The sequence below is a fragment of the Pantoea sp. RG18 genome, assembly GCF_025910075.1.
Lineage (GTDB): Bacteria > Pseudomonadota > Gammaproteobacteria > Enterobacterales > Enterobacteriaceae > Pantoea > Pantoea agglomerans.
The window spans coordinates 199,146-218,437 of record NZ_JAPCIL010000020.1; the positions used below are offsets into that span (position 1 = coordinate 199,146).

Below are 19,292 nucleotides of genomic sequence, written 5' to 3' on the forward strand. Positions count from 1 at the left end.
GGCTGAGCAGGCGCTAATGTGTGCTATCGGAGGATTGAGAATCAAGGCTGCAGCTTACTCAGGACAGATTTAACCGGCTCGGCGGTGAGATGTGACGAACGGTTATCTGATGCGCCTATCCATAAAAGACTGACTGTCATAACTGCTGAAATAAAAATTGTACGAATATCCATAAAGCCTCCCCCTGATTAAGATGGCTAAAGTAATCCACACAGCGGAGTATTAATCGCGGGATAAGAGAGGGTTTAAAGGGACCTGGTGCGAAAAGGTGGCGCAGATTTCGCCACGCCTGAATCACAAACGGGAAAGATCAAACTTATTCGGTAACGATGTTGCCAGCCGCAAGCCAGTCACGTCGTGTAAGGGTGTACATCAGGCTGGGAGGCAACCCCTCAGGATCGTCGACCTTTTTCAAAAAGGTCAGGCCCGCTTTTTCCAGTACCCGCCGCGAAGCCAGATGGTTTTCGCGCGTCACACCCGTAATGATGCTCAGCCCGGCCTCTTCGAATCCGTAGCGAATGGCTCTGCGGGAAAGCTCGGTGGCATACCCTTTTCCCCAGGCAGCTGGCTCAAACCGGTAACCGAGATTATTCGTCTGACGACCGTCAAACTGGCTTCTGAAAACACCGCCAAAACCAATAATTTTATCCGGATGGGCTTTCTCAAATATCGTCCAGTCGCCAAAACCCTGTTCCTGATAGCTCTGTAATATGCGCTCTATGGCCTGAATGGCATACGTTCTGTCGGGCCATGGACCTCGCGGGTTAAATTTATGCGTTTCGGGGTCGCCATAAATTCTGAAGAGGTCGTCAAGATCCTCGCGAAGAGTATATCTGTAGAGCAGCCGCTCTGATTCCCAAACCATCCTGCGCTCCTTTTGGGTGCTGAATAAGCAATCTTTACTCTTTATATCAGCAACTTCTGCTGTCACCAACTCTGTTAATACTCTTAACGAACGGTGGCTAATTTCAGAGCACAAGCCGCGGTTTTGTACTCATCTGATTGCAAAATATGGATCTCTCATCAGAGGCTGTCACTACGTTGTGTTGTGCTTCTGATATTGGTAAAGGGTGGAAAGAGGTTGCCGCCCCAGGTAATAAGCTGTTTTCGCGGCGGGAAGACGGATTCACCTGGGGCGATTGCCATAAAGGGTGGCGCACGGGTTCTGAATACGCTGCATGGGTGTTAAAGTGCTGCTTAAACTGGCGCGTCGGGTCTGTGTAGTCTCACCTTCAGCGTCATGAGGATCTGAATAGTGAAAGGAAAGTGCAAAAATGGCTGAACAGAGCAGCATTATCACTGAACTTACCGTACTTGAAGGTCTTTACGGCACGGTCGCCCGGCCCTCTGTCGCTAAAGAGACGGATCATATTCATCCCGCCTATCGTCCGTTTATCGCCGCCTCGCCTTTTGTGGCGCTGGCAACGTCGGGGCCCGAGGGACTGGATGTTTCACCGCGCGGCGATCCGGCCGGATTTCTCGAAATCGAAGATGACAAGACCCTGTTATTACCCGACAGACGCGGCAATAACCGCATCGACAGCCTGCGCAACATTCTGCATGACAATCGGGTAGCGCTGCTTTTTCTCATCCCTGGCATTGGCGAGACGTTGCGCGTGAACGGCACAGCAGCAATCAGCACCGACCCGGCGCTGCTTGAGCGCTTTGCCATCAACAATCAGCTGCCAAAAACCGTATTGCGCATCACTGTGGAGAGCGTTTTCTTTCAGTGCAGCCGGGCGATTATTCGCTCCGGATTATGGGATGCCGAAACGCAGATCTCACGGCAATCGCTGCCCAGCACCGGTTCCATCCTCAAACAGATTGCAGAGATTGATGGCGATGCCTACGACAAAGCGCTGCCTGAGAGATTGAAGAACTCACTTTACTAATCGCCGTTCAGGGCCTGGAGGCTTCACTTGATCCGGCGTGCTGATAAGTGAAGTACTTATACTTTCGGAACGGAGATCACAAGTGCGCCTGCAGTCACGCCTCTAAGCGCAAACAGCGATAGCGTTACGCAAAGCTCTCCAGTATCTGCTTTGCATGCAGGTAGTCGTAAGAGGTCACTTCAATTTTATTATTGCTGAGATCGCTGAAATAGACGGACATCGACACGTCATGGTCGCTGACGCTGAAAGCCACCGTATGGCCTGGTGGCTGAGATTTTCGCAGGAAAAGAGAGAGTGATGCCCTGTTATTTCTTATGACCAGCGGCCCACCCTGTTCAAACCAGAAGTACAGGGAAGGGTCGCGTTCAAAGCCCAGGATCTCGTTGTACCACTTTTCTGCCTGTTCAATATTTTCAACGTAGAGATGGATATGATCGATCTCAGCTATCTTCATCATCTGGCTCCCTGATTGTTATTAACAGTGAGACTCGCCGAAATATTATTGATAAAAAACCCGCAAAGCACATAACAACACGTATCAGGAAACGGACAGAGAAGAGTGCAGGAAAGCGGCCCGGAGAGACAAAGCGCAGGCAAAGGGAGAGCGGATGTGAGTTAGCATAAACGAGCCCCATTTGGGGTTGTAACGCTTGCATCAGGTCACACAATTACAATATGGACCAGACCTTTATGCTTTCCAGGAATTTATAATTATTAAGCTTTAACTGTCAGCCAGTGTTGATTTACCGCGGGTCGATAAGGTCTACGACCAAAGACAATATTTCATCCATAACATGTGGCTCAACGGTGGCGGCATAGCTTGCCCTGCGCGCAGTCAGGTCAAGCGAGCGCACCTGATAGCACAGCGCCACGCCGCTCACTTTGCCGGTATCTGTGCTGTTACCGTCCAGATAAACGGTCACGCCCTGTGAGCGTGATGCGCCGCCGCCACTTGTTACCGGCACGCAAACTGCCGTTCCCAAAGCCGCAACCAACTCCCGTTGCGAGATAACAAGGTAATAATGCGGCCCTTTAAACTCTCGCCCTTCAACCGGATCGCCATTAACGTGCCAGATTTCGCCTTTCTGCGGCACTCTCCTTGAAACCATCAGATATGCTCCCTGCCCTGCGGCGCGTCGTTCAGCCCGTCCGCGGCCTCTTCGTTATACTGTTGAATTTCCTGCTGATCGATACCGGCCAGCAACTGAGCAACTGTGCGGCGACCGCGTGGTACACGCGTTACCGGCACAATATTCACGGATTCGCCTTCTGCGGTGACGTCCAGCTCAATGCCAACAGTCCAGCCCGCTCTGGCAGCAATCTCGCTGGGGATAGTCAGCACGACCGCCCCGCCCTGCTGACGAAGTCTTGTTGAAGCCATATCTCCTCCCATGTGTGACTTAGTAACACAAACCTTACCACAGGGTGACACTAAGTCACACAGCAAAATAGGTTAAAGCAAAGATATTGCATTAAGGCACAGATAGCCGTATACCTTATTAAAAGCTAATACTTTGCATTAAGGTAATTTCATGAACCCCACATTGACGCCTCAGGCTGCTGCCCGCACCACGCTTTTCAGTTTTACCGGTGCGGCGCTGATTTCCGCCACCAGCAGTGCGCCAACGCCGCTCTACCCACTTTATCGCAGCCTGTTCCATTTGACGCCGACCATGCTGACGCTGATCTTTGGTGCCTATGCTTTCGCGTTGTTGGCCGCGCTGCTGACGGTCGGTAAAGTGTCCGACTATACCGGCCGCCGCCCGCTGATGCTGCTGGCGCTGGCGATCAATGCGGTCGCGCTGGTGATCTTTATGTCTGCCAACTCTGCCACCACCTTAATCGCCGCCCGGCTGGTGCAGGGCTTTGCAACCGGTATTGCCTTACCGACCTTTGGTGCCAGCCTGATTGACGCCAGTAAAACCCGTGGGCCACTGCTGAACTCATTCACCGCCTTTCTGGGGATGACGCTGGGCACGCTGGCGGGCGGCATACTGGTCACCTTTGCGCCCTTTCCCACGGTGACGCTTTACGCGCTGCTGCTGATACTGATGCTGGTTGCCATGGCGCTGTTGCCGCTAATACCAGAAACCATTGCGCCTCAGCCGGGTGTTCTGGCCGCACTGCGACCTCAGGTCAGCATACCGCGACGCGCGCTGGGCCCGCTGTTAATGGTGACGCCGGTTAATATCGCAACCTGGATGCTGGGCGGATTTTACCTTTCACTGATGCCCTCAATGGTGGCGAACGCAACCGGCCTGACCTCGCCTTTTATCGGCGGCTCGATTGTGGCGACGCTGATGCTGAGCGCAACGGCAGCAGTATTTCTCTTTCGCCCGTTACCGCCTGCGCGGGCATTAGTTATCGGTACGCTGATGCTGATAGCGGGCGTCAGCGTCACTCTTGCGGGCCTTTCTCTGCACAGCGTGGCCTGGCTCTATCTCGGCACTGCCATTGCGGGTCAGGGATTTGGATCGATTTTCTCCAGCGTGCTGAAGATCATTATGCAGTTAGCTGAAAGTCATGAACGCGCCGGACTGTTCTCCGCCTTTTTAATCAAAAGCTATCTCGCCTTTGCCCTGCCTGCGATTGCCGCCGGAATGGCAGCGCCCCATATCGGGCTGAACCAGACCGCCTGGTTCTATGGCATGACTATTATCGTGCTGGCACTGGTGTCGCTGCTGGCGATCAGAGGTCGCGCTTTAGCCGGAGCGGCCAGTTAATAAACCCGCCCGACGCGGCCAGATATCTGCCGCGTCATCCACAAACGGCAATTTTCACTTACACTCAACGGATTAATTTCAGGCGCAGTTGCTGCGTGATACCGTGAGTATGATGTCGAAATCCCATTCTGATGCGGTTTTAGCCCGGTTTTCATCCGCCACACGACGCTGGTTTTCTGCCACCTTTGCTGCACCCACGCCGGTGCAGCAGGCGGCATGGCAGGCGATAGCCAGCGGAGAGCATGCGCTGGTGATCGCCCCGACCGGTTCAGGGAAGACGCTGGCGGCCTTCCTCACCGCCATCGACACGCTGTTTCAGTTCCGAACCGCGCAGCCCTCACCTGCACGTGAAACGACCACCCGCATACTCTATATTTCACCGGTTAAAGCGCTGGCCGCGGACGTACAGCGCAACCTTAATCTGCCGCTGGCAGGCGTTTACGCTGAGCGGCAGGCGCTGAATGAGCCAGAGATCACTCTGAATATCGGAATGCGATCCGGCGATACGCCCGGTGCAGAGCGCGCCAGGCTGGTGCGCCGCCCGCCCGATATCCTGATCACCACGCCCGAGTCACTGTTTCTGATGCTGACCTCAAAAGCGCGAACGACGCTGCAGGGCGTGACCACGGTCATCGTCGATGAGGTGCATGCGGTGGCGGGATCGAAGCGGGGTTCCCAGCTGGCGCTGAGCCTGGAGCGGCTGGATGCGCTGCTGCCACAGCCCGCCCAGCGTATCGGGCTTTCCGCTACGGTCCGACCGGTTGAGCGGGTGGCCGCCTTCCTTGGCGGCTGTCAGCCCGTTCAGGTCGTTAATCCGGCCGCCGACCGGACGCTGCACCTGACCATCGAGGTGCCGGTCGAAGATATGACCGATATTGCCAGCCCCGATGACCTGACCGGTGAAGCCACCTCTGCCAGCGGTTCGATCTGGCCGCACATTGAAGCGCGCATTCTGCAGCAGGTCATGTCCCATCGCGCCACGCTGGTGTTTGTGAATTCGCGTGGCCTGGCGGAAAAGCTGACTGCGCGGCTCAATGCGCGTTATCTGGCGCAGCAGACAGCCGCTGGCGATCGGGATGCGGAATCCGATGACAGTGACGATCTTATTGCCCGCTCACATCACGGTTCCGTCTCGAAGGAGCAGCGAGGCGAGATTGAAGCCGCACTGAAGCTGGGCAGACTGCGCTGCGTGGTGGCGACTTCCAGTCTTGAACTGGGCATTGATATGGGGCCGGTGGATCTGGTGATCCAGGTGGGCGCACCGCTTTCAGTCGCCAGCGCACTGCAGCGGGTGGGACGCGCCGGACATCAGGTTGGCGGCGTATCAACCGGCATTCTGTTTCCGCGCACCCGACGCGATCTGCTGGATTCGGCCGTCATATTGCAGTCAATGCGTGCGGGCCAGCTCGATGCGCTGGTTCCGCCGCGTAACCCGCTCGATATTCTGGCGCAGCAAACCCTGGCGGCCGTCGCAATGGATCCCTTACAGGTCGATGATTGGTACGCGCAGGTCTGCCGGGCCGATCCGTTTCGCACTCTGTCGCGTCGGCTGTTTGATGCCACGCTCGATATGCTGGCGGGTAAGTTTCCCTCAGACGCTTTTGCTCAGCTGCGGCCGCAGCTGGTGTGGGATCGTCAGAGCGGACTGCTGACGCCGCGACCCGGCGCTCAGCATCTGGCCGTGACCAGCGGCGGCACCATTCCCGATCGCGGCATGTTCAGCGTCATCCTGCCGGAAGGCGAAGAGCAGGCTGGCTCACGTCGTGTCGGCGAGCTGGATGAAGAGATGGTCTATGAGTCGCGGGTCAATGACATTATTACCCTGGGCGCAACGTCATGGCGGATTCAGCAGATTACTCACGACCAGGTACTGGTGGTGCCTGCGCCAGGTCGTCCGGCTCGTCTGCCTTTCTGGCGCGGAGAAGGTGTGGGCCGCACGGCCGAATCGGGTGCCAGCCTCGGGCTGTTTCTGCGTCATCTGAGTGCGGCTTCACCGGTAGACGCGCAGGAGCAGTTGCGCGCGCTGGGGCTGGATGCCCGCGCAGTCATGAATCTGCTGGCTTTGCTGGCTGAACAACGCACCGCGACCGGCGTACTGCCGGACGATCGCACATTGCTGATCGAACGCTGTCGTGACGAAATCGGCGACTGGCGGGTGATCCTGCATTCGCCCTGGGGAAAGCGGGTCAATGCGCCCTGGGCGCTGGCGATTGCCGCCCGAATCCAGCAACGCCTGGGCATTGATGCTTCTGTTGCGGCCAGCGATGACGGCATCGTGGCCCGCTTTCCCGCCAGCGAGGGAGTATTACCCGGCGCTGACCTGTTTATGTTCGACGCTGACCAGTTGACCCGGGAGGTCACTGAGAGTGTCGGTCAGTCGGCGCTGTTTGCCGCCCGCTTCCGTGAATGTGCCTCACGCGCTCTGCTGCTGCCGAGGCGAAATCCGGGCAAACGTTCGCCGCTCTGGCAGCAGCGGCTGCGCGCCGGTCAGTTGCTGGAAGTTGCACGACAGTATGACGATTTCCCAATCCTTATCGAAACCGCACGCGAATGTCTGCAGGATGTCTACGATCTGCCTGCCCTGCACCAGCTGATGGAACAGATGGCACAGGGAAAGGTAAAACTGGTCGAGGTGACGACCGAACAGCCCTCCCCTTTTGCCGCGCCGCTGCTGTTTGGCTATGTTGCAGAGTTTATTTACGCCAGCGACGCCCCCCAGGCAGAACGGCGCGCCTCACTGCTGGCGCTCGACAGTAACCTGCTGGGTGAGCTGCTCGGCCAGACCAGCAAGCGTGATTTGCTGGCACCTGACGTCGTTGAGCAGGTTGAACAGGAACTGCAGCGCATCGATTCCCGCTATCAGGCACAACACGCCGAAGGCATTATCGATCTGCTGCGCGATCTTGGCCCGCTCGCGGTTGCCGGTATTGCGGCACGTTTCAGTGGCAACGCTCAGCAGATCGCGGAAGCCATAACGCAGTTTGCTGCCGCGCAGCGAATGATCCCAATCACCCTTGCCGGTGAAGAGCGCTGGGCGATCATTGAAGATGCAGCCCGCCTGCGCGACGCACTGGCCGTTGTACTGCCTGACGATCTGCCCGAAACATTTCTGGAGCCGCAGGCCGATCCGATCCGCGATCTCATTAACCGCTACGCCCGAACCCATACCCTGTTCACCGCCCGACAACTAGTCACGCATTTTGGTCTGGGTATCGCCATTGTGAATGAGGTGCTGCTTTCCCTTCATCAGCAGGGCAACCTGCTCAATATGGGTTCGCCAGAGGGCGCATCGGAAACGGAGTGGGTTTCCACAGAGATCTTCAAACGGTTACGCTTACGTTCACTGCAATCAGCACGTGAAGCAACCCGGCCTGTTCTACCTGCCGCCTGGATCAGCCTGCTGCTGGAGCGTCACGGTGTGCTTAACACGCAGCGTGAAGAGCATCACGGGGTTAGCGGGCTGTTGCGGGTAGTTGAGCAACTTACGGGCGTGCCGCTACCGGCCTCGCTGTGGGAGTCACAAATCCTGCGCGCCAGGATAGCCGACTATCAGCCCGCGATGCTCGATGAACTGTTAGCCAGTGGCGAGGTTACCTGGTGCGGACACAAAGCGCTGGGTCAGAATGATGGGTTGATCTCGCTGCACCTCACGGAATATGCCGCTGAAACACTGCCGGTGATTGACACTACGCAGCCTCTGACGCCGATTCAGCAGGCGACTCTCGACGCCCTTAGCCGGGGTGGCTCGTGGTTTGTTCATGAGATCATGGCACTGATGGACGAGGCAGAAACGCAAACCACCGACATTTATGCTGCCCTGTGGCAACTGGTGTGGCAGGGCTATGTCACTGCCGATAGCTGGATTGCGGTGCGTGGGCTGCTGACCACGCCAGGCGCACCCCGTTCACGTCCCACGCGTACCCTGCGCACCCGTTTTGGTCAGCGCTTCGCCCCGGGCGCACTTTCTGCACGCCGACCGGCGGTCAACACGCTGGCTGGTCGCTGGTCGCGGGTTAACCGACAGGAGATTGCTCCTGCCCGGCTGGCCCTGTCGCTGGTGGAAAATCTTCTCGACCGTTATGGGGTGATCAGCCGGGGTAGCGCGATATCGGAACAGATCCCAGGCGGATTCCCGGCGTTACAGCCGGTATTACGCAGCATGGAAGATGCCGGACGGCTGCTGCGTGGCCGGTTTGTCGCTGGTGCGGGCGGCGCGCAGTTTGCCGACCATAACACCATTGAGCGGCTGCGGGAGCTGGCAGAAAAGCCGCTGACCGCGACAGAGGCTGTGGCGCTGGCCGCACCGGACCCGGCGAATCCGTTTGGCGCGTTGCTGAGCTGGCCGCTCCACGCCAGCGGCATCCGCCCGACCCGCCGTCAGGGGGGACGCGTGGTGATTGCAGGCGGCGCGCTGGTACTCTACCTGACGCCGGGAGGCAAAGAGTTGCTGACATTCATCGACGATCCCGCGCTGCAGCAGATCGCGGTGGCGGCGCTGGGCCTGGCACTGAAGCGTGAAAAGCCCGCGAGTTTCACGCTGGAGAAGGTCGATGGTGAACCGGTTTCGCAGTCACCGCTGCTTAACGCGTTGCGACATGCCGGATTTTCACGGGTACCACAGGGGTTTAGCTGGTATAGCTGAGTTGTTTTCGCGCCCGTTTTTTTCGCGGACAAAGTCGATAAATGCCTGAAGCGGAGCGGGGATCAGGCGGCGATCGTTGTAGTAGAGCCACGGACCGGAGAAAGTCAGCCACCAGGGTTGCAGCAGCGGTTCCAGCCTGCCGCTGTCAAGGGCTGGCCTGAGCCACTCGTCAAACAGATATATCACGCCGCTTCCGGCGATGGCCGCCTCCACCGCCAGATCCATTGCGCCACCGACCGAAACCACCAGCGGCCCGCTGGTTTCAACGCTGATCTCTTCGCCCTCGTGGCTGAAGGTCCAGTCAGCCATGATGCCGCTGGCATAACGGCCACGCAGACAGCGATGATGGATCAGGTCGCGCGGATGTTCCGGTCGGCCATGTTCTGCCAGATAAGCCGGAGAAGCCGCCAGCGCGAACCGTTGCTGTCTGGGGCCAATGGGCATCGCCACCATATCCTGCTCCAGCCGCTCATCATAACGAATTCCGGCGTCACAACCGTCTCGAAAGACATCCTGCACGCTGCTCTCCGCCACAATTTCCAGCCGGATGTCGGGATAACGCTGCAAAAATTCCGGCACCAGCGCGGGCAGCACCAGCCGGGTTGCACTGACCGGCACATTCAGCCGCAGCGTGCCACCAGGGGTGTTACGGTAGCGATTAACCGCATCCAGCGCGGCGTTAACTTCATTGATCGCGGGCAGCAGACGTTCCATCAGCGCCCTGCCCGCTTCGGTTAACACCACAGTGCGGGTGGTGCGGTGAAACAGACGAATGCCCAGCTGTTGTTCCGCCCGTCGTACCGCATCGCTCAGGCGTGACGCATTGCTGCCGGTGACGCGTGCCGCTTCCCGAAACCCTCCCGCTTTTGCCACCGCCACGACGGCATCCAGCAGCGCCATATCGATCGCCATTGTGCATCACCCCGTACAGTCTGTCCTGATTTCACCGGATAGTTGCACAGCTGAATCACCGTTACAATTGATCTACATTCATGCAGGAGGTTTTCATGTCAAACACCACCATGACTTTTACGTTAGGCGATCGTGAAGTTAACCGTATCGGCTACGGCGCAATGCAACTGGCCGGGCCGGGCGTGTTCGGCCCGGTAAAAGATGAAGCCCGGGCAATCCAGGTTTTGCGCGATGCTGTCGCGGCAGGCGTTAATCATATCGACACCAGCGATTTTTATGGTCCGCACGAAACCAACCAGCTGATTAAAAAGGCGCTCCATCCCTATCCGCAGGATCTCTGCATTGTCACCAAAGTGGGTGCCCGACGCGACGCCAAAGGCGGCTGGCTGGCGGCGATGGAGCCAGAGGCGCTGAAGCAGGCAGTTGAAGATAACCTGCGCAACCTGGGGCTGGATGTGATTGAAGTGGTGAACCTGCGCAGTATGTTGCATCCGGCCAGGCCCAAAGAAGGCTCTCTTAAGCCACAACTGGAGGCGCTGCTGGCGTTACAGGCACGCGGACTGATTCGCCATATTGGACTGAGTAACGTTACCGCCACGCAGATCGCAGAAGCTCAGGCGATGACGCCGATTGTCTGCGTGCAGAATATGTATAACCTGGCGCATCGACAGGATGATGAGCTGGTGGATCAGCTGGCGCAGCAGGGAATTGCGTATGTGCCGTTCTTCCCGCTGGGCGGCTTCTCTCCGTTGCAGTCGGATCAACTTAATGAAGTGGCTGCATCCCTGAATGCCACGCCGATGCAGGTCGCACTTGCGTGGCTGCTGCGGCGATCGCCAAATATTCTGCTGATTCCAGGCACCTCTTCCCCGGAACATCTTAAAGAGAATCTTGCCAGCGGCAGCCTGGAACTGTCGGATGATGTGATGGAAAAGCTGAACGCTATTTAACATCAGGCCCGCACGATGCGGGCCTGATGCTGTACTGATTCAGAAACTGCTGAGGCAGGCCGCAAGTTGCGGCTTGTCGCTACAACTGATGTGATGATCGATTCGGTTAATCATATAAGGATAAAACGGGTTAGAGGTGGCGCGCATAATTGAGTCCAGCCCGACAATCAGCACTGCACTCTCGCCGCGCAGTGACAACGTCCCAAAACTGATACCAAACTCATTCTTCTGCGCGGGCGCACTGCCATATAACCCATCCTCGGCCGGGAACGGAATCGCAACGTGCGACAGCGAGTAGAGACCCGCAGGATAGGCAATTGCCAGCGGCTGAATCCGTTCCTGCATCTCTCCCGCGGGAACGCTTTTTGTCACCATCTCCAGTGAGGTGGCGGAGGCATTAGTGATCACCGTGGATGAGTAATTCCGACGCGCTGCAGGCAACAGCTGATTAACCGCGGTATATGAGGAGTGGCGGAATAACGGACTGACGCTGACCGCCTGATTGATATCGAACAGCACCAGTTCGCTGCCGTTCACTGGCAGATAATTATAGAGCGAGCGGATGACCGAAGGCGTACTGACGGTGGAGTCCATCACCGACTGAAAGGTTAGCACGGGCGGGAAACCGGAGAGCTGCTGATTACGCGCATATTGCAGGATCTCTTTCTGCAGCGCCTGCGTCAGCAAATAGGTCTGCCGGGCAGCGTGAACCGGAAAAGAGTTGTATTTAAACGGATTAAACTCCGGCACGATATTCAGCCAGGCCGTTTTCGAAAAGGCAGGGAAAACAGAGGGCAACCCGGCAACACCTGCGAACCGGGCAAAACGAGTCACACCGATCATCGGCGATAACAGAATCAATTGCTGCGGACGACGCAGCGTGTGATCGCCCAGGCTGTCGAGCGCATATTTTATCGCCAGCGCCCCGCCGTTCGAGAAACCCACCAGATGCAGCGGCGTCTGCGTGCCCGCCAGCCGGGTCGCTTCCCGCACCGCCAGGCGTGTGGCGGCCATCCAGTCCTGCCAGTCAACATCGGTCAGACCCGCAGGCACCGTACCGTGACCCGGTAACCGTATCGCCACTGCCACATAACCCTGCTGACGGTAAGCCTCTGCCACATGCCGCAGACTGTAAGGACTGTCGGTCAGTCCATGTAACAGCACCACCGCACCGCGCGGCCTGCCCGTCGGTTGCAGAATATAGGAACGGTTCCAGTCCTGCGCGAAATGCCCCGGATAGATCATGCTGCCGGCATAGTATCGGTTGAGTGGCGTTTTATCTTCCGCATCCAGCCGGTTGCTGACCTGCTGCTTCATCTCGTCGAACAGATGATTTTCGGCCTTGAGGTAGTCGGCATAGGTCGCATTATCAAGCTGTTCCACTGTCAGTTCATGCGGGACCCAGGTGTGCCAGCGATGTAACTCCGGCCCGCGCTCCGCTTCATAGATTCGAATAATCAGTAGCAGCAGTAACAATACTCCAGACACAATCGCAAGACGCCAGAGCCTGCGGGTGACGGTTTTCCACCTCCAGGTCATAAATCCTTTCCTGAAAAATTAAAATGCATAGCGAAACCACGCGAACAGCACGTTGCCATTATTGTACGTGCCCGGAATATAGGTGAACTGTACATTCAGCGCCTTATAACCGGCAGAGAACAGCGGCAGAATAATCGGTAGCGGAATATAGTTACCAAAATCTTCGCGTGCAGTGATACCGGCGGTTAATCCCGCGCCAAGACGAAAGTCCTGATTCGAACCAGGATACCAGCCCTTCTCCCAGCCATAACCGACAATCGGCTGCCACTCATTGTGTGAGTCTTTGAAAGCCATTGCATAAAGCGCGCTCCAGTTGCCGCTGTCGCTGTAGCGGGAAATGCCCAGACCGCCTCCCCAGGGATTCTCGTTATAGTTATCGGTTTTTTCTTTGTCGTACATAAAGCGGGCGTGCCAGCTGATAAATGGCAGGTAGAGATCGGTATGCTGAGGCGCGTTCCAGGTCTGCGCAACATCGTCAGTGAATCCATTCCACCAGGAGGAGATTGGTGTGTTTTCAGCATGCAATGGCGCAGCAGTCAGCAATGCGGCAAAAACTGCCGTGGTGGTTGAAATTTTCATAGTGCGTACCGGTCAGCGTGCGGAGCAGATGAAAAATGAGTATAGCGCAGAGCCTGATGCAATCTTTGTCAGCGGTCATGCTTCGCTTAACCGGTAGTTTCTGAAGACAATAACGACAGCTTATTCAGTCAGGTTCTGGCGATTTCAGCCTGAAATCGCCAGAACTGTATGGAAATTAATCGAGGGAAAATTGCTGATTACAGTGAATGTTGTCTGCTGGGATTTAGTGAGGATAAGGACGGAGAAATGCGGTGCAACGGTTAGTAAGAAGATAAGGAGGTAACAAGATAAGGCGATAAGGAGGTAAAACCGGATTCAGCCGGTGGGCTGAATCCGGTGGGAGACTCAGGAGGCTTCAGCCTCTTTTGGCTTTTCACCAAACTTCTCTTTCATGTGTGACTCAATCTCTTCCAGGCTTTTGCCCCGCGTCTCTGGCACCATCGCCATCACGAAGATCAGCGACCCGACGTTAATCGCGGCAAAGATAAAGAAGGTGGTGCTGCCGGCATATTCCATTATCGGTGGAAAACCAAAGGCGACTATCGCGTTAAAGATCCACTGTAGTGAGACAGCGCCGCCGGTTAACACGCCGCGCAACTGCATCGGGAACAGTTCCGACATCATCAGCCAGTAGACCGGGGAGATGCACATCTGCATGCAGAACAGGAACAGCAGAATACAGGCCAGGGCGAGGTAGCTCTGCATCAGGCTGGGAGCGATAAAGGTCATCACGCTGCCCAGCATAATCTGCGAAGCTACCACCAGACACAGGCCGGTAATCAGCATCGTCCGGCGCGGGAAGCGACTAACCGCCCAGATACCTACAATCGCCGCCACCACTGAGACCACGCCGTTACCGATGGTCGCGGCAATCGAGGCGCTGGTGCCAAGTCCGGTCTGTTTAAGGATGATCGGGGTGTAATACATAAAACCATTTACCCCGGTGAACTGGGCAACAAAGCCCAGACCGACGCCGATAACCATCAGGCGAATCACCCACTTCTCACGGATCAGGGTTTTCGCATCCGGCCCACGTTCCGCCGCTCTCGCCTGCTTCTTCATCTGCGCCATCTCATGGCGCACTTCACGCGGCGTTTCACGCAGATACTTCAGGATCTTTTTAGCCTCTTTCAGACGCCCTTCCGCGACCAGCCAGTGTGGTGAGGCGGGAACGAAGAACGTGCCGATAAACAGCAAAAGACCCGGCACCATGGCAATTGCCAGCATGTAGCGCCACAGGTGCTCATCATGCAGCAGATAGCTCAGCAGCGTACTGGCAACATAAGCAATGAGCTGTCCGGTAACGATCATCAGCTCATTGCGGCTGACCAGCGGCGCACGCAGGCGCGGTCCGGCAATTTCGGCGATAAACACCGGCACGGTAGAGGAACCGCCGCCGACAGCAATCCCCAGCAGGAAGCGCATTGCCACCATGACGTTGACAGAAGGCGCCAGCGCTGTTCCCAGTGAACCCAGCACAAAAATAACCGCCAGGCTGCGTAGTGTAATACGCCGGCCAAACCGGTCAGAGAAGAAACCACTCAGAAAAGAGCCTATCGCGGCACCGAACACCAGCGAAGAGGCTACCAGCCCTTCAGTGAATGAATTCAGTCCAAGTCCACCCTGATCGGGTGGTGAGGTCATGTAGGGTAACGCACCCGAGATTATCCCGGTGTCATAACCAAAAGCCAGCGCGCCCATAGTGGCAACCAGTACCACTAAAAAAATACGCTGGCGTACCGTATCCGCAGGCGCGTGATCGCCCGCTTCACCAGAGTCTGGTGTATTCGTACTCATAATATCCCTGCCATTAATTAGTTAAACATCCGTTTGATTAAATTTCATACGGAATAGAAATGGAACATATTTACCGAGTGGGTAAAGAAGTGTAGACGGTATTTAAAAGTTAGCTTTAGCAATGCGATTTTTATAACAGGGATAGTTAACCGGATAAATAAACCAGCGCAATAATGACGTCGTGAAAGTTATTTTAACATTAGGTTAACACTTTCAGTTCCTGCTGGATCCAGCTCAGGAAATGCGCGACGCGGGGAAACTGGGCAAATCCACGCGGGAAGACCAGATGATGGGCGCTGACGGGCAGACTCTCCTGTTCGGACAAGACTCTGACCAGTTTTCCACTGCGCAGATAATCCTCCGCCAGCAATTCACTTTCAAATATAAGACCGTGGCCTAACATCGCCGCCTCAAGACTCATATAAGAGCGATCAAAGCGAAATAACCACTCTTTATCTGGCTGAGGTAATTGCTGAGAAGCAAACCACTGCGGCCACTGAATAAGCGGCGACTCCGATAATATCAGCGCATGATGAATTAAATCAGCGGCCTGATGAACAGGATGTTTTTTCAGATACTCAGGCGAGGCCAGCACCGACATTCTTTCGTGGCGGATCGTTTTAATCTCGAATGAGTTCCAGTCCGGGAATCCATGGCGTATCGCAATATCAATATTGTCGCGGCTGAAAGATAAATTCTCGTAAGAGCAGGAGAGCGTGAGCTGGAACTCGGGATAGCTGTCGCGAAATTTATGGATGCGCGGCAACAGCCACAGCAGACCGAAACTGGGCGCGCAGTGGATCCTGAGGTTGCTGCGGGCTTTCTCGTTACTGATGCGTGCAGTCGCCTGCGTCAGACTCAGCAGTATCGGACCAATCTCCCTGAGGTAATGCTCACCCGACAGCGTCAGCACTACGCCCTTTGCCGAACGATTAAACAGAATACAGCCCAGTTCACGCTCCAGTTTTGCCAGCTGATGACTGGCCGCCGAAGGCGTAATACTTAATTCCTCGGCCGCACGCGCGACATTACCAAAATGGGCCACCTGCTCAAAAACCCGCAGTGATTTAATCGAAGGTAAGTGATCAGACTGCTTTTCCATCCGCCTCTCCACACTGGAATTTTGTGATGTGTGCCCATTTTTAAATCGCAGAATTGTTAACTGCATCAAACCAACAAATTCATTCAGCATCAAATGAATTTTTTTGCATTGCCAATATTAGCCGCTTTATCAATTCTGATCGTGACCCTGCCGGTAGCGATACCGAACCACTAATAATTATTTTTCTGGAGTGGACAATGTTACTCGAAAACAAAGTTGCGATTATTACAGGTGCCGCCTCTCAGCGCGGCATTGGCCGGGCTACAGCCGCCTGTTTTGCTCAACATGGTGCGCGCGTGGTGGTGCTCGATTTAGATCTGCAGGCCGCCCAGGCCAGCGCACAGTCTTGTGGTGAGGGGCATCTCGGCCTGGCCACCGATGTGACCGATCCCCTCTCTGTTCGTCGTGCCATCGACCAGGTTCTTGAGCACTTCGGCCGTATTGATGTGCTGGTCAACAATGCAGGTATTACTCAGCCGGTTAAAACACTGGAAATCGGCATCGAGGATTACAACCGTATTCTTGATGTCAATCTGCGCGGCACGCTGCTGATGTCTCAGGCGGTGATCCCCACCATGCAGCAGCAGAAAGGCGGCAGCATCATCTGCCTGTCCTCGGTCTCAGCACAGCGCGGCGGCGGGATTTTCGGCGGCCCGCACTACAGTGCCGCTAAAGCGGGCGTTCTGGGCCTGACTAAAGCGATGGCGCGCGAATTTGGCCCTGACCAGATACGCATTAATGCCCTGACGCCCGGTCTGATCCAGACGGACATCACTGGTGGCCTGTTACAGGATGAACGCCGCCACGCCATTCTCGACGGAATTCCGCTCGGCCGCCTTGGGTCCGCCAGTGACGTCGCCAACGCTGCGCTGTTTCTCGCCAGCGATCTCTCCGGTTATCTCACCGGCATCACGCTGGATGTGAACGGCGGCATGCTGATCCATTAAATAGCGCCCTTCCCTGCCCGCACGCCTGGCGGGGTAACCTCGGGAGTGAACACCATGACCACGCTTAATCTGAGCGCAGCCTCTGCTGCGCGCGATATCACCTATCGCAAAATTGCCTGGCGCCTGATGCCCTGGCTGATGCTCTGTTATCTCTGCGCCTATCTTGATCGCGTCAATGTGGGCTTCGCTAAATTACAGATGATGGATGATTTGTCTCTCAGCGAAACCGTGTATGGACTGGGTGCCGGGATCTTTTTTATCGGCTACTTCTTCTTTGAGGTGCCGAGTAACCTGATCCTGCACCGTGTCGGCGCACGCCGCTGGATTGCCCGCATTATGATCACATGGGGAATCATCTCAGCCCTGTTCGCCTTTGTAGAAACCGCATGGCAGTTCTACCTGCTGCGCTTTCTGCTCGGCGTCGCCGAGGCCGGTCTTGCGCCAGGTTTACTGCTCTACCTGACCTACTGGTTTCCATCACACCGTCGCGCGCGTATGACCGTGCTCTGGTTTGTCGCCATTCCACTTTCAGGGATGATTGGCGGCCCGCTCTCAGGCTGGATTATGGCGACCTTTGCAGGCTTTCACGGATGGGCCGGCTGGCAGTGGATGTTTATGCTGGAAGCTATCCCCACCCTTGTTATGGGATTAGTGGTACTGCTGGTTCTGAAGGATCGCGTTGAACAGGCAGAGTGGCTGGATGAAGATGAGAAACGCCGCGTGCGTGCCGATCTGGACGAGGATAATCAGCAGAAAGCCTGTCATGGCACGGTAAAAGCCTTTGTCGCCGACCGTCGTCTGTGGCTGCTGGCGCTGATCTACTTCTGTGTGGTGATGGGTCAGTACGCCCTGACGTTCTGGTTACCGACGCTGGTGAGAAACTCAGGCGTCAGTGAACCGCTGCATATTGGGCTGCTGACCAGTCTGCCTTACCTCTGCGCCATTATCTTTATGCTGCTGGCCGGGCGCAGTGGCGATCGCTATCGTGAACGCCGCTGGCATCTGATTGTTCCAATGCTGATCGGACTCACCGGACTGACGCTGGCAACTCTGCTGAGCCATAGCGTTTCCCTGTCACTGCTCTCCCTTTGTATTGCCGCTGCGGGCATTCTTTCCGCCTCATCGCTGTTCTGGATGTTGCCGACCAATCTGTTAGGTGGCGTCTCTGCCGCCGCAGGCATCGCCGCCGTGAACTGCATTGCTAATCTGGCCGGTTTTTTCTCACCGTGGCTGATAGGCACCATCACCACCGCAACCGGTACGCCCGCTTCCGGAATGTACTTTATTGCTGCCGTCCTGCTGGGTGGCGCGCTATGCGTGCTGCGCATCCGGGCAGCGGACGTTAATCGTTAATCAGGAGGTAATATGACTGACTCTCGTCACGCTTCACACGTGCTCTCATTGCAGCAACGAGCCACCAATATTCGCCGCCATGCCTTATTAATGGGGCAGATTCAGGGGCAGGGATATATCGGTCAGGCGCTGGGTGCCGCCGATTTGCTTGCTGTCAGCTATTTCCACGCCATGAATTACCGGCCGGATCAACCTGAGTGGGAAGAGCGCGATCGCTTCTATCTGTCGATTGGCCATTACGCTATCGCCCTTTACGCCGCCTTGCTGGAAGCAGGCGTGATACCTGAAGAAGAAAGGGAAACTTATGGGACTGATGAGAGCCGCTTGCCGATGTCCGGCATGGCTGCCTATACCCCAGGCATGGAAATTACCGGCGGTTCACTGGGTCATGGATTAGGTATTGCCGTGGGTGCCTGTCTTGGGCTGAAGCAGAAAGGCTCGCAGGCACGAGTCTATAACCTGCTTTCAGATGGTGAACTGAATGAAGGCTCTACCTGGGAAGCGGCAATGTCCGCCTCACACTGGCAACTTGATAACCTGATCGCCCTTATCGACGTCAATAATCAGCAGGCTGACGGCCATAGCAGTGAGATTCTCGCTTTTGAACCCATTGTGGATCGCTGGCAGGCTTTTGGCTGGTACACCCAGCGGGTTGATGGCAACGATATCTCTGCTTTGCAGGCCGCCTTTGATGCGGCTCGCAGCTGGCCCGAACCCCAGCCGCGCGTCATCATTTGCGATACCCGAATGGGCAAAGGGGTGCCGTTTCTGGAAAGTCGTGAGAAAACCCACTTTATTCGGGTCGATGCCGATGAGTGGGACAAAGCCCTGACAGCACTTGAGCAAGGAGTCTGAG

17 protein-coding genes are annotated in these 19,292 nt (G+C 56.2%); 7 read left to right on the forward strand and 10 right to left on the reverse strand.

The annotated features are described in order from the left end of the window. Nucleotides 1-41 precede the first annotated feature (41 nt). Nucleotides 42-173, reverse strand: coding sequence for a hypothetical protein (locus tag OK409_RS21160; RefSeq protein WP_264367484.1), 132 nt, complete (start codon nt 171-173; stop codon nt 42-44). A 143-nt stretch (nt 174-316) separates the two neighbouring features. Next, nucleotides 317-865, reverse strand: a complete 549-nt coding sequence (locus OK409_RS21165; protein ID WP_010670580.1) for a GNAT family N-acetyltransferase — start codon at nt 863-865, stop codon at nt 317-319. A 409-nt stretch (nt 866-1,274) separates the two neighbouring features. Here OK409_RS21165 and OK409_RS21170 point away from each other — a divergent pair, with 409 nt between their 5' ends. Next, on the forward strand, nt 1,275-1,892 hold the full coding sequence (locus OK409_RS21170) for a pyridoxamine 5'-phosphate oxidase family protein (RefSeq protein ID WP_264367485.1): 618 nt from the start codon (nt 1,275-1,277) through the stop codon (nt 1,890-1,892). Nucleotides 1,893-2,016: 124 nt separating this feature from the next. On the opposite strand, the gene OK409_RS21175 is transcribed toward OK409_RS21170, so the two are convergent. From OK409_RS21175 to OK409_RS21185, 3 genes are all read right to left on the reverse strand, one after another. Continuing rightward, nucleotides 2,017-2,346: a VOC family protein gene (locus tag OK409_RS21175; protein ID WP_264367516.1), complete on the reverse strand. Its 330-nt coding sequence runs from the start codon at nt 2,344-2,346 to the stop codon at nt 2,017-2,019. Between the two features lie 289 nt (nt 2,347-2,635). Continuing rightward, nucleotides 2,636-3,001: a type II toxin-antitoxin system PemK/MazF family toxin gene (locus OK409_RS21180; protein WP_264367486.1), complete on the reverse strand. Its 366-nt coding sequence runs from the start codon at nt 2,999-3,001 to the stop codon at nt 2,636-2,638. Further along, complete coding sequence (locus tag OK409_RS21185; protein WP_022624564.1) at nt 3,001-3,273, reverse strand: antitoxin; 273 nt, start codon at nt 3,271-3,273, stop codon at nt 3,001-3,003. The genes OK409_RS21180 and OK409_RS21185 overlap by 1 nt, the downstream gene beginning before the upstream one ends. A gap of 151 nt (nt 3,274-3,424) precedes the next feature. Between OK409_RS21185 and OK409_RS21190 the strand changes: the two genes are divergently transcribed. Together OK409_RS21190 and OK409_RS21195 are read left to right on the forward strand one after the other, a co-directional pair. After that, a complete protein-coding gene (locus OK409_RS21190; RefSeq protein ID WP_132499236.1) occupies nt 3,425-4,615 on the forward strand; it encodes an MFS transporter in 1,191 nt (396 codons plus the stop codon). 109 nt (nt 4,616-4,724) lie between these two features. After that, a complete protein-coding gene (locus tag OK409_RS21195) occupies nt 4,725-9,257 on the forward strand; it encodes an ATP-dependent helicase (protein WP_264367487.1) in 4,533 nt (1,510 codons plus the stop codon). On the opposite strand, the gene OK409_RS21200 is transcribed toward OK409_RS21195, so the two are convergent. Further along, nucleotides 9,222-10,169, reverse strand: coding sequence for a LysR family transcriptional regulator (locus tag OK409_RS21200; RefSeq protein ID WP_062759009.1), 948 nt, complete (start codon nt 10,167-10,169; stop codon nt 9,222-9,224). The genes OK409_RS21195 and OK409_RS21200 overlap by 36 nt on opposite strands. 95 nt (nt 10,170-10,264) lie before the next feature. Between OK409_RS21200 and OK409_RS21205 the strand changes: the two genes are divergently transcribed. Next, a complete protein-coding gene (locus OK409_RS21205) occupies nt 10,265-11,119 on the forward strand; it encodes an aldo/keto reductase family oxidoreductase (protein WP_187494798.1) in 855 nt (284 codons plus the stop codon). 39 nt (nt 11,120-11,158) lie between these two features. Here the strand turns inward: OK409_RS21205 and OK409_RS21210 are convergent, their stop codons facing one another. From OK409_RS21210 to OK409_RS21225, 4 genes are all read right to left on the reverse strand, one after another. Continuing rightward, entirely contained in the window at nt 11,159-12,658 is a 1,500-nt protein-coding gene (locus OK409_RS21210; RefSeq protein ID WP_264367488.1) for an alpha/beta fold hydrolase, read from the reverse strand. A gap of 18 nt (nt 12,659-12,676) precedes the next feature. Next, entirely contained in the window at nt 12,677-13,237 is a 561-nt protein-coding gene (gene pagP / locus OK409_RS21215) for a lipid IV(A) palmitoyltransferase PagP (RefSeq protein ID WP_010246837.1), read from the reverse strand. Nucleotides 13,238-13,582: 345 nt separating this feature from the next. Then, a complete protein-coding gene (locus tag OK409_RS21220; RefSeq protein WP_022624569.1) occupies nt 13,583-15,034 on the reverse strand; it encodes a sugar porter family MFS transporter in 1,452 nt (483 codons plus the stop codon). Nucleotides 15,035-15,233: 199 nt separating this feature from the next. Beyond that, entirely contained in the window at nt 15,234-16,136 is a 903-nt protein-coding gene (locus OK409_RS21225; protein WP_129063259.1) for a LysR substrate-binding domain-containing protein, read from the reverse strand. Between the two features lie 197 nt (nt 16,137-16,333). Between OK409_RS21225 and OK409_RS21230 the strand changes: the two genes are divergently transcribed. The 3 genes from OK409_RS21230 to OK409_RS21240 are packed head-to-tail and all read left to right on the forward strand — an operon-like array spanning nt 16,334 to nt 19,291. After that, nucleotides 16,334-17,083, forward strand: coding sequence for an SDR family NAD(P)-dependent oxidoreductase (locus tag OK409_RS21230; protein WP_022624571.1), 750 nt, complete (start codon nt 16,334-16,336; stop codon nt 17,081-17,083). A gap of 54 nt (nt 17,084-17,137) precedes the next feature. After that, a complete protein-coding gene (locus OK409_RS21235; RefSeq protein WP_060679377.1) occupies nt 17,138-18,436 on the forward strand; it encodes an MFS transporter in 1,299 nt (432 codons plus the stop codon). Nucleotides 18,437-18,448: 12 nt separating this feature from the next. Next, the gene (locus OK409_RS21240; RefSeq protein ID WP_033779973.1) at nt 18,449-19,291 is read left to right on the forward strand and encodes a transketolase; all 843 of its coding nucleotides are present in this window, start codon (nt 18,449-18,451) and stop codon (nt 19,289-19,291) included. Nucleotide 19,292: the final 1 nt, after the last annotated feature.

What these genes read in the sequence shown, in the direction of transcription:
- OK409_RS21205 (WP_187494798.1), top strand. Translation starts at nt 10,265, where the DNA reads ATGTCAAACACCACCATGACTTTTACGTTAGGCGATCGTGAAGTTAAC.
- OK409_RS21185 (WP_022624564.1), bottom strand. Translation starts at nt 3,273, where the DNA reads ATGGCTTCAACAAGACTTCGTCAGCAGGGCGGGGCGGTCGTGCTGACT.
- OK409_RS21175 (WP_264367516.1), bottom strand. Translation starts at nt 2,346, where the DNA reads ATGAAGATAGCTGAGATCGATCATATCCATCTCTACGTTGAAAATATT.
- OK409_RS21210 (WP_264367488.1), bottom strand. Translation starts at nt 12,658, where the DNA reads ATGACCTGGAGGTGGAAAACCGTCACCCGCAGGCTCTGGCGTCTTGCG.
- OK409_RS21220 (WP_022624569.1), bottom strand. Translation starts at nt 15,034, where the DNA reads ATGAGTACGAATACACCAGACTCTGGTGAAGCGGGCGATCACGCGCCT.
- OK409_RS21160 (WP_264367484.1), bottom strand. Translation starts at nt 173, where the DNA reads ATGGATATTCGTACAATTTTTATTTCAGCAGTTATGACAGTCAGTCTT.
- OK409_RS21195 (WP_264367487.1), top strand. Translation starts at nt 4,725, where the DNA reads ATGATGTCGAAATCCCATTCTGATGCGGTTTTAGCCCGGTTTTCATCC.
- OK409_RS21170 (WP_264367485.1), top strand. Translation starts at nt 1,275, where the DNA reads ATGGCTGAACAGAGCAGCATTATCACTGAACTTACCGTACTTGAAGGT.
- OK409_RS21165 (WP_010670580.1), bottom strand. Translation starts at nt 865, where the DNA reads ATGGTTTGGGAATCAGAGCGGCTGCTCTACAGATATACTCTTCGCGAG.
- OK409_RS21235 (WP_060679377.1), top strand. Translation starts at nt 17,138, where the DNA reads ATGACCACGCTTAATCTGAGCGCAGCCTCTGCTGCGCGCGATATCACC.
- OK409_RS21225 (WP_129063259.1), bottom strand. Translation starts at nt 16,136, where the DNA reads ATGGAAAAGCAGTCTGATCACTTACCTTCGATTAAATCACTGCGGGTT.
- OK409_RS21240 (WP_033779973.1), top strand. Translation starts at nt 18,449, where the DNA reads ATGACTGACTCTCGTCACGCTTCACACGTGCTCTCATTGCAGCAACGA.
- OK409_RS21230 (WP_022624571.1), top strand. Translation starts at nt 16,334, where the DNA reads ATGTTACTCGAAAACAAAGTTGCGATTATTACAGGTGCCGCCTCTCAG.
- pagP (WP_010246837.1), bottom strand. Translation starts at nt 13,237, where the DNA reads ATGAAAATTTCAACCACCACGGCAGTTTTTGCCGCATTGCTGACTGCT.
- OK409_RS21180 (WP_264367486.1), bottom strand. Translation starts at nt 3,001, where the DNA reads ATGGTTTCAAGGAGAGTGCCGCAGAAAGGCGAAATCTGGCACGTTAAT.
- OK409_RS21190 (WP_132499236.1), top strand. Translation starts at nt 3,425, where the DNA reads ATGAACCCCACATTGACGCCTCAGGCTGCTGCCCGCACCACGCTTTTC.
- OK409_RS21200 (WP_062759009.1), bottom strand. Translation starts at nt 10,169, where the DNA reads ATGGCGATCGATATGGCGCTGCTGGATGCCGTCGTGGCGGTGGCAAAA.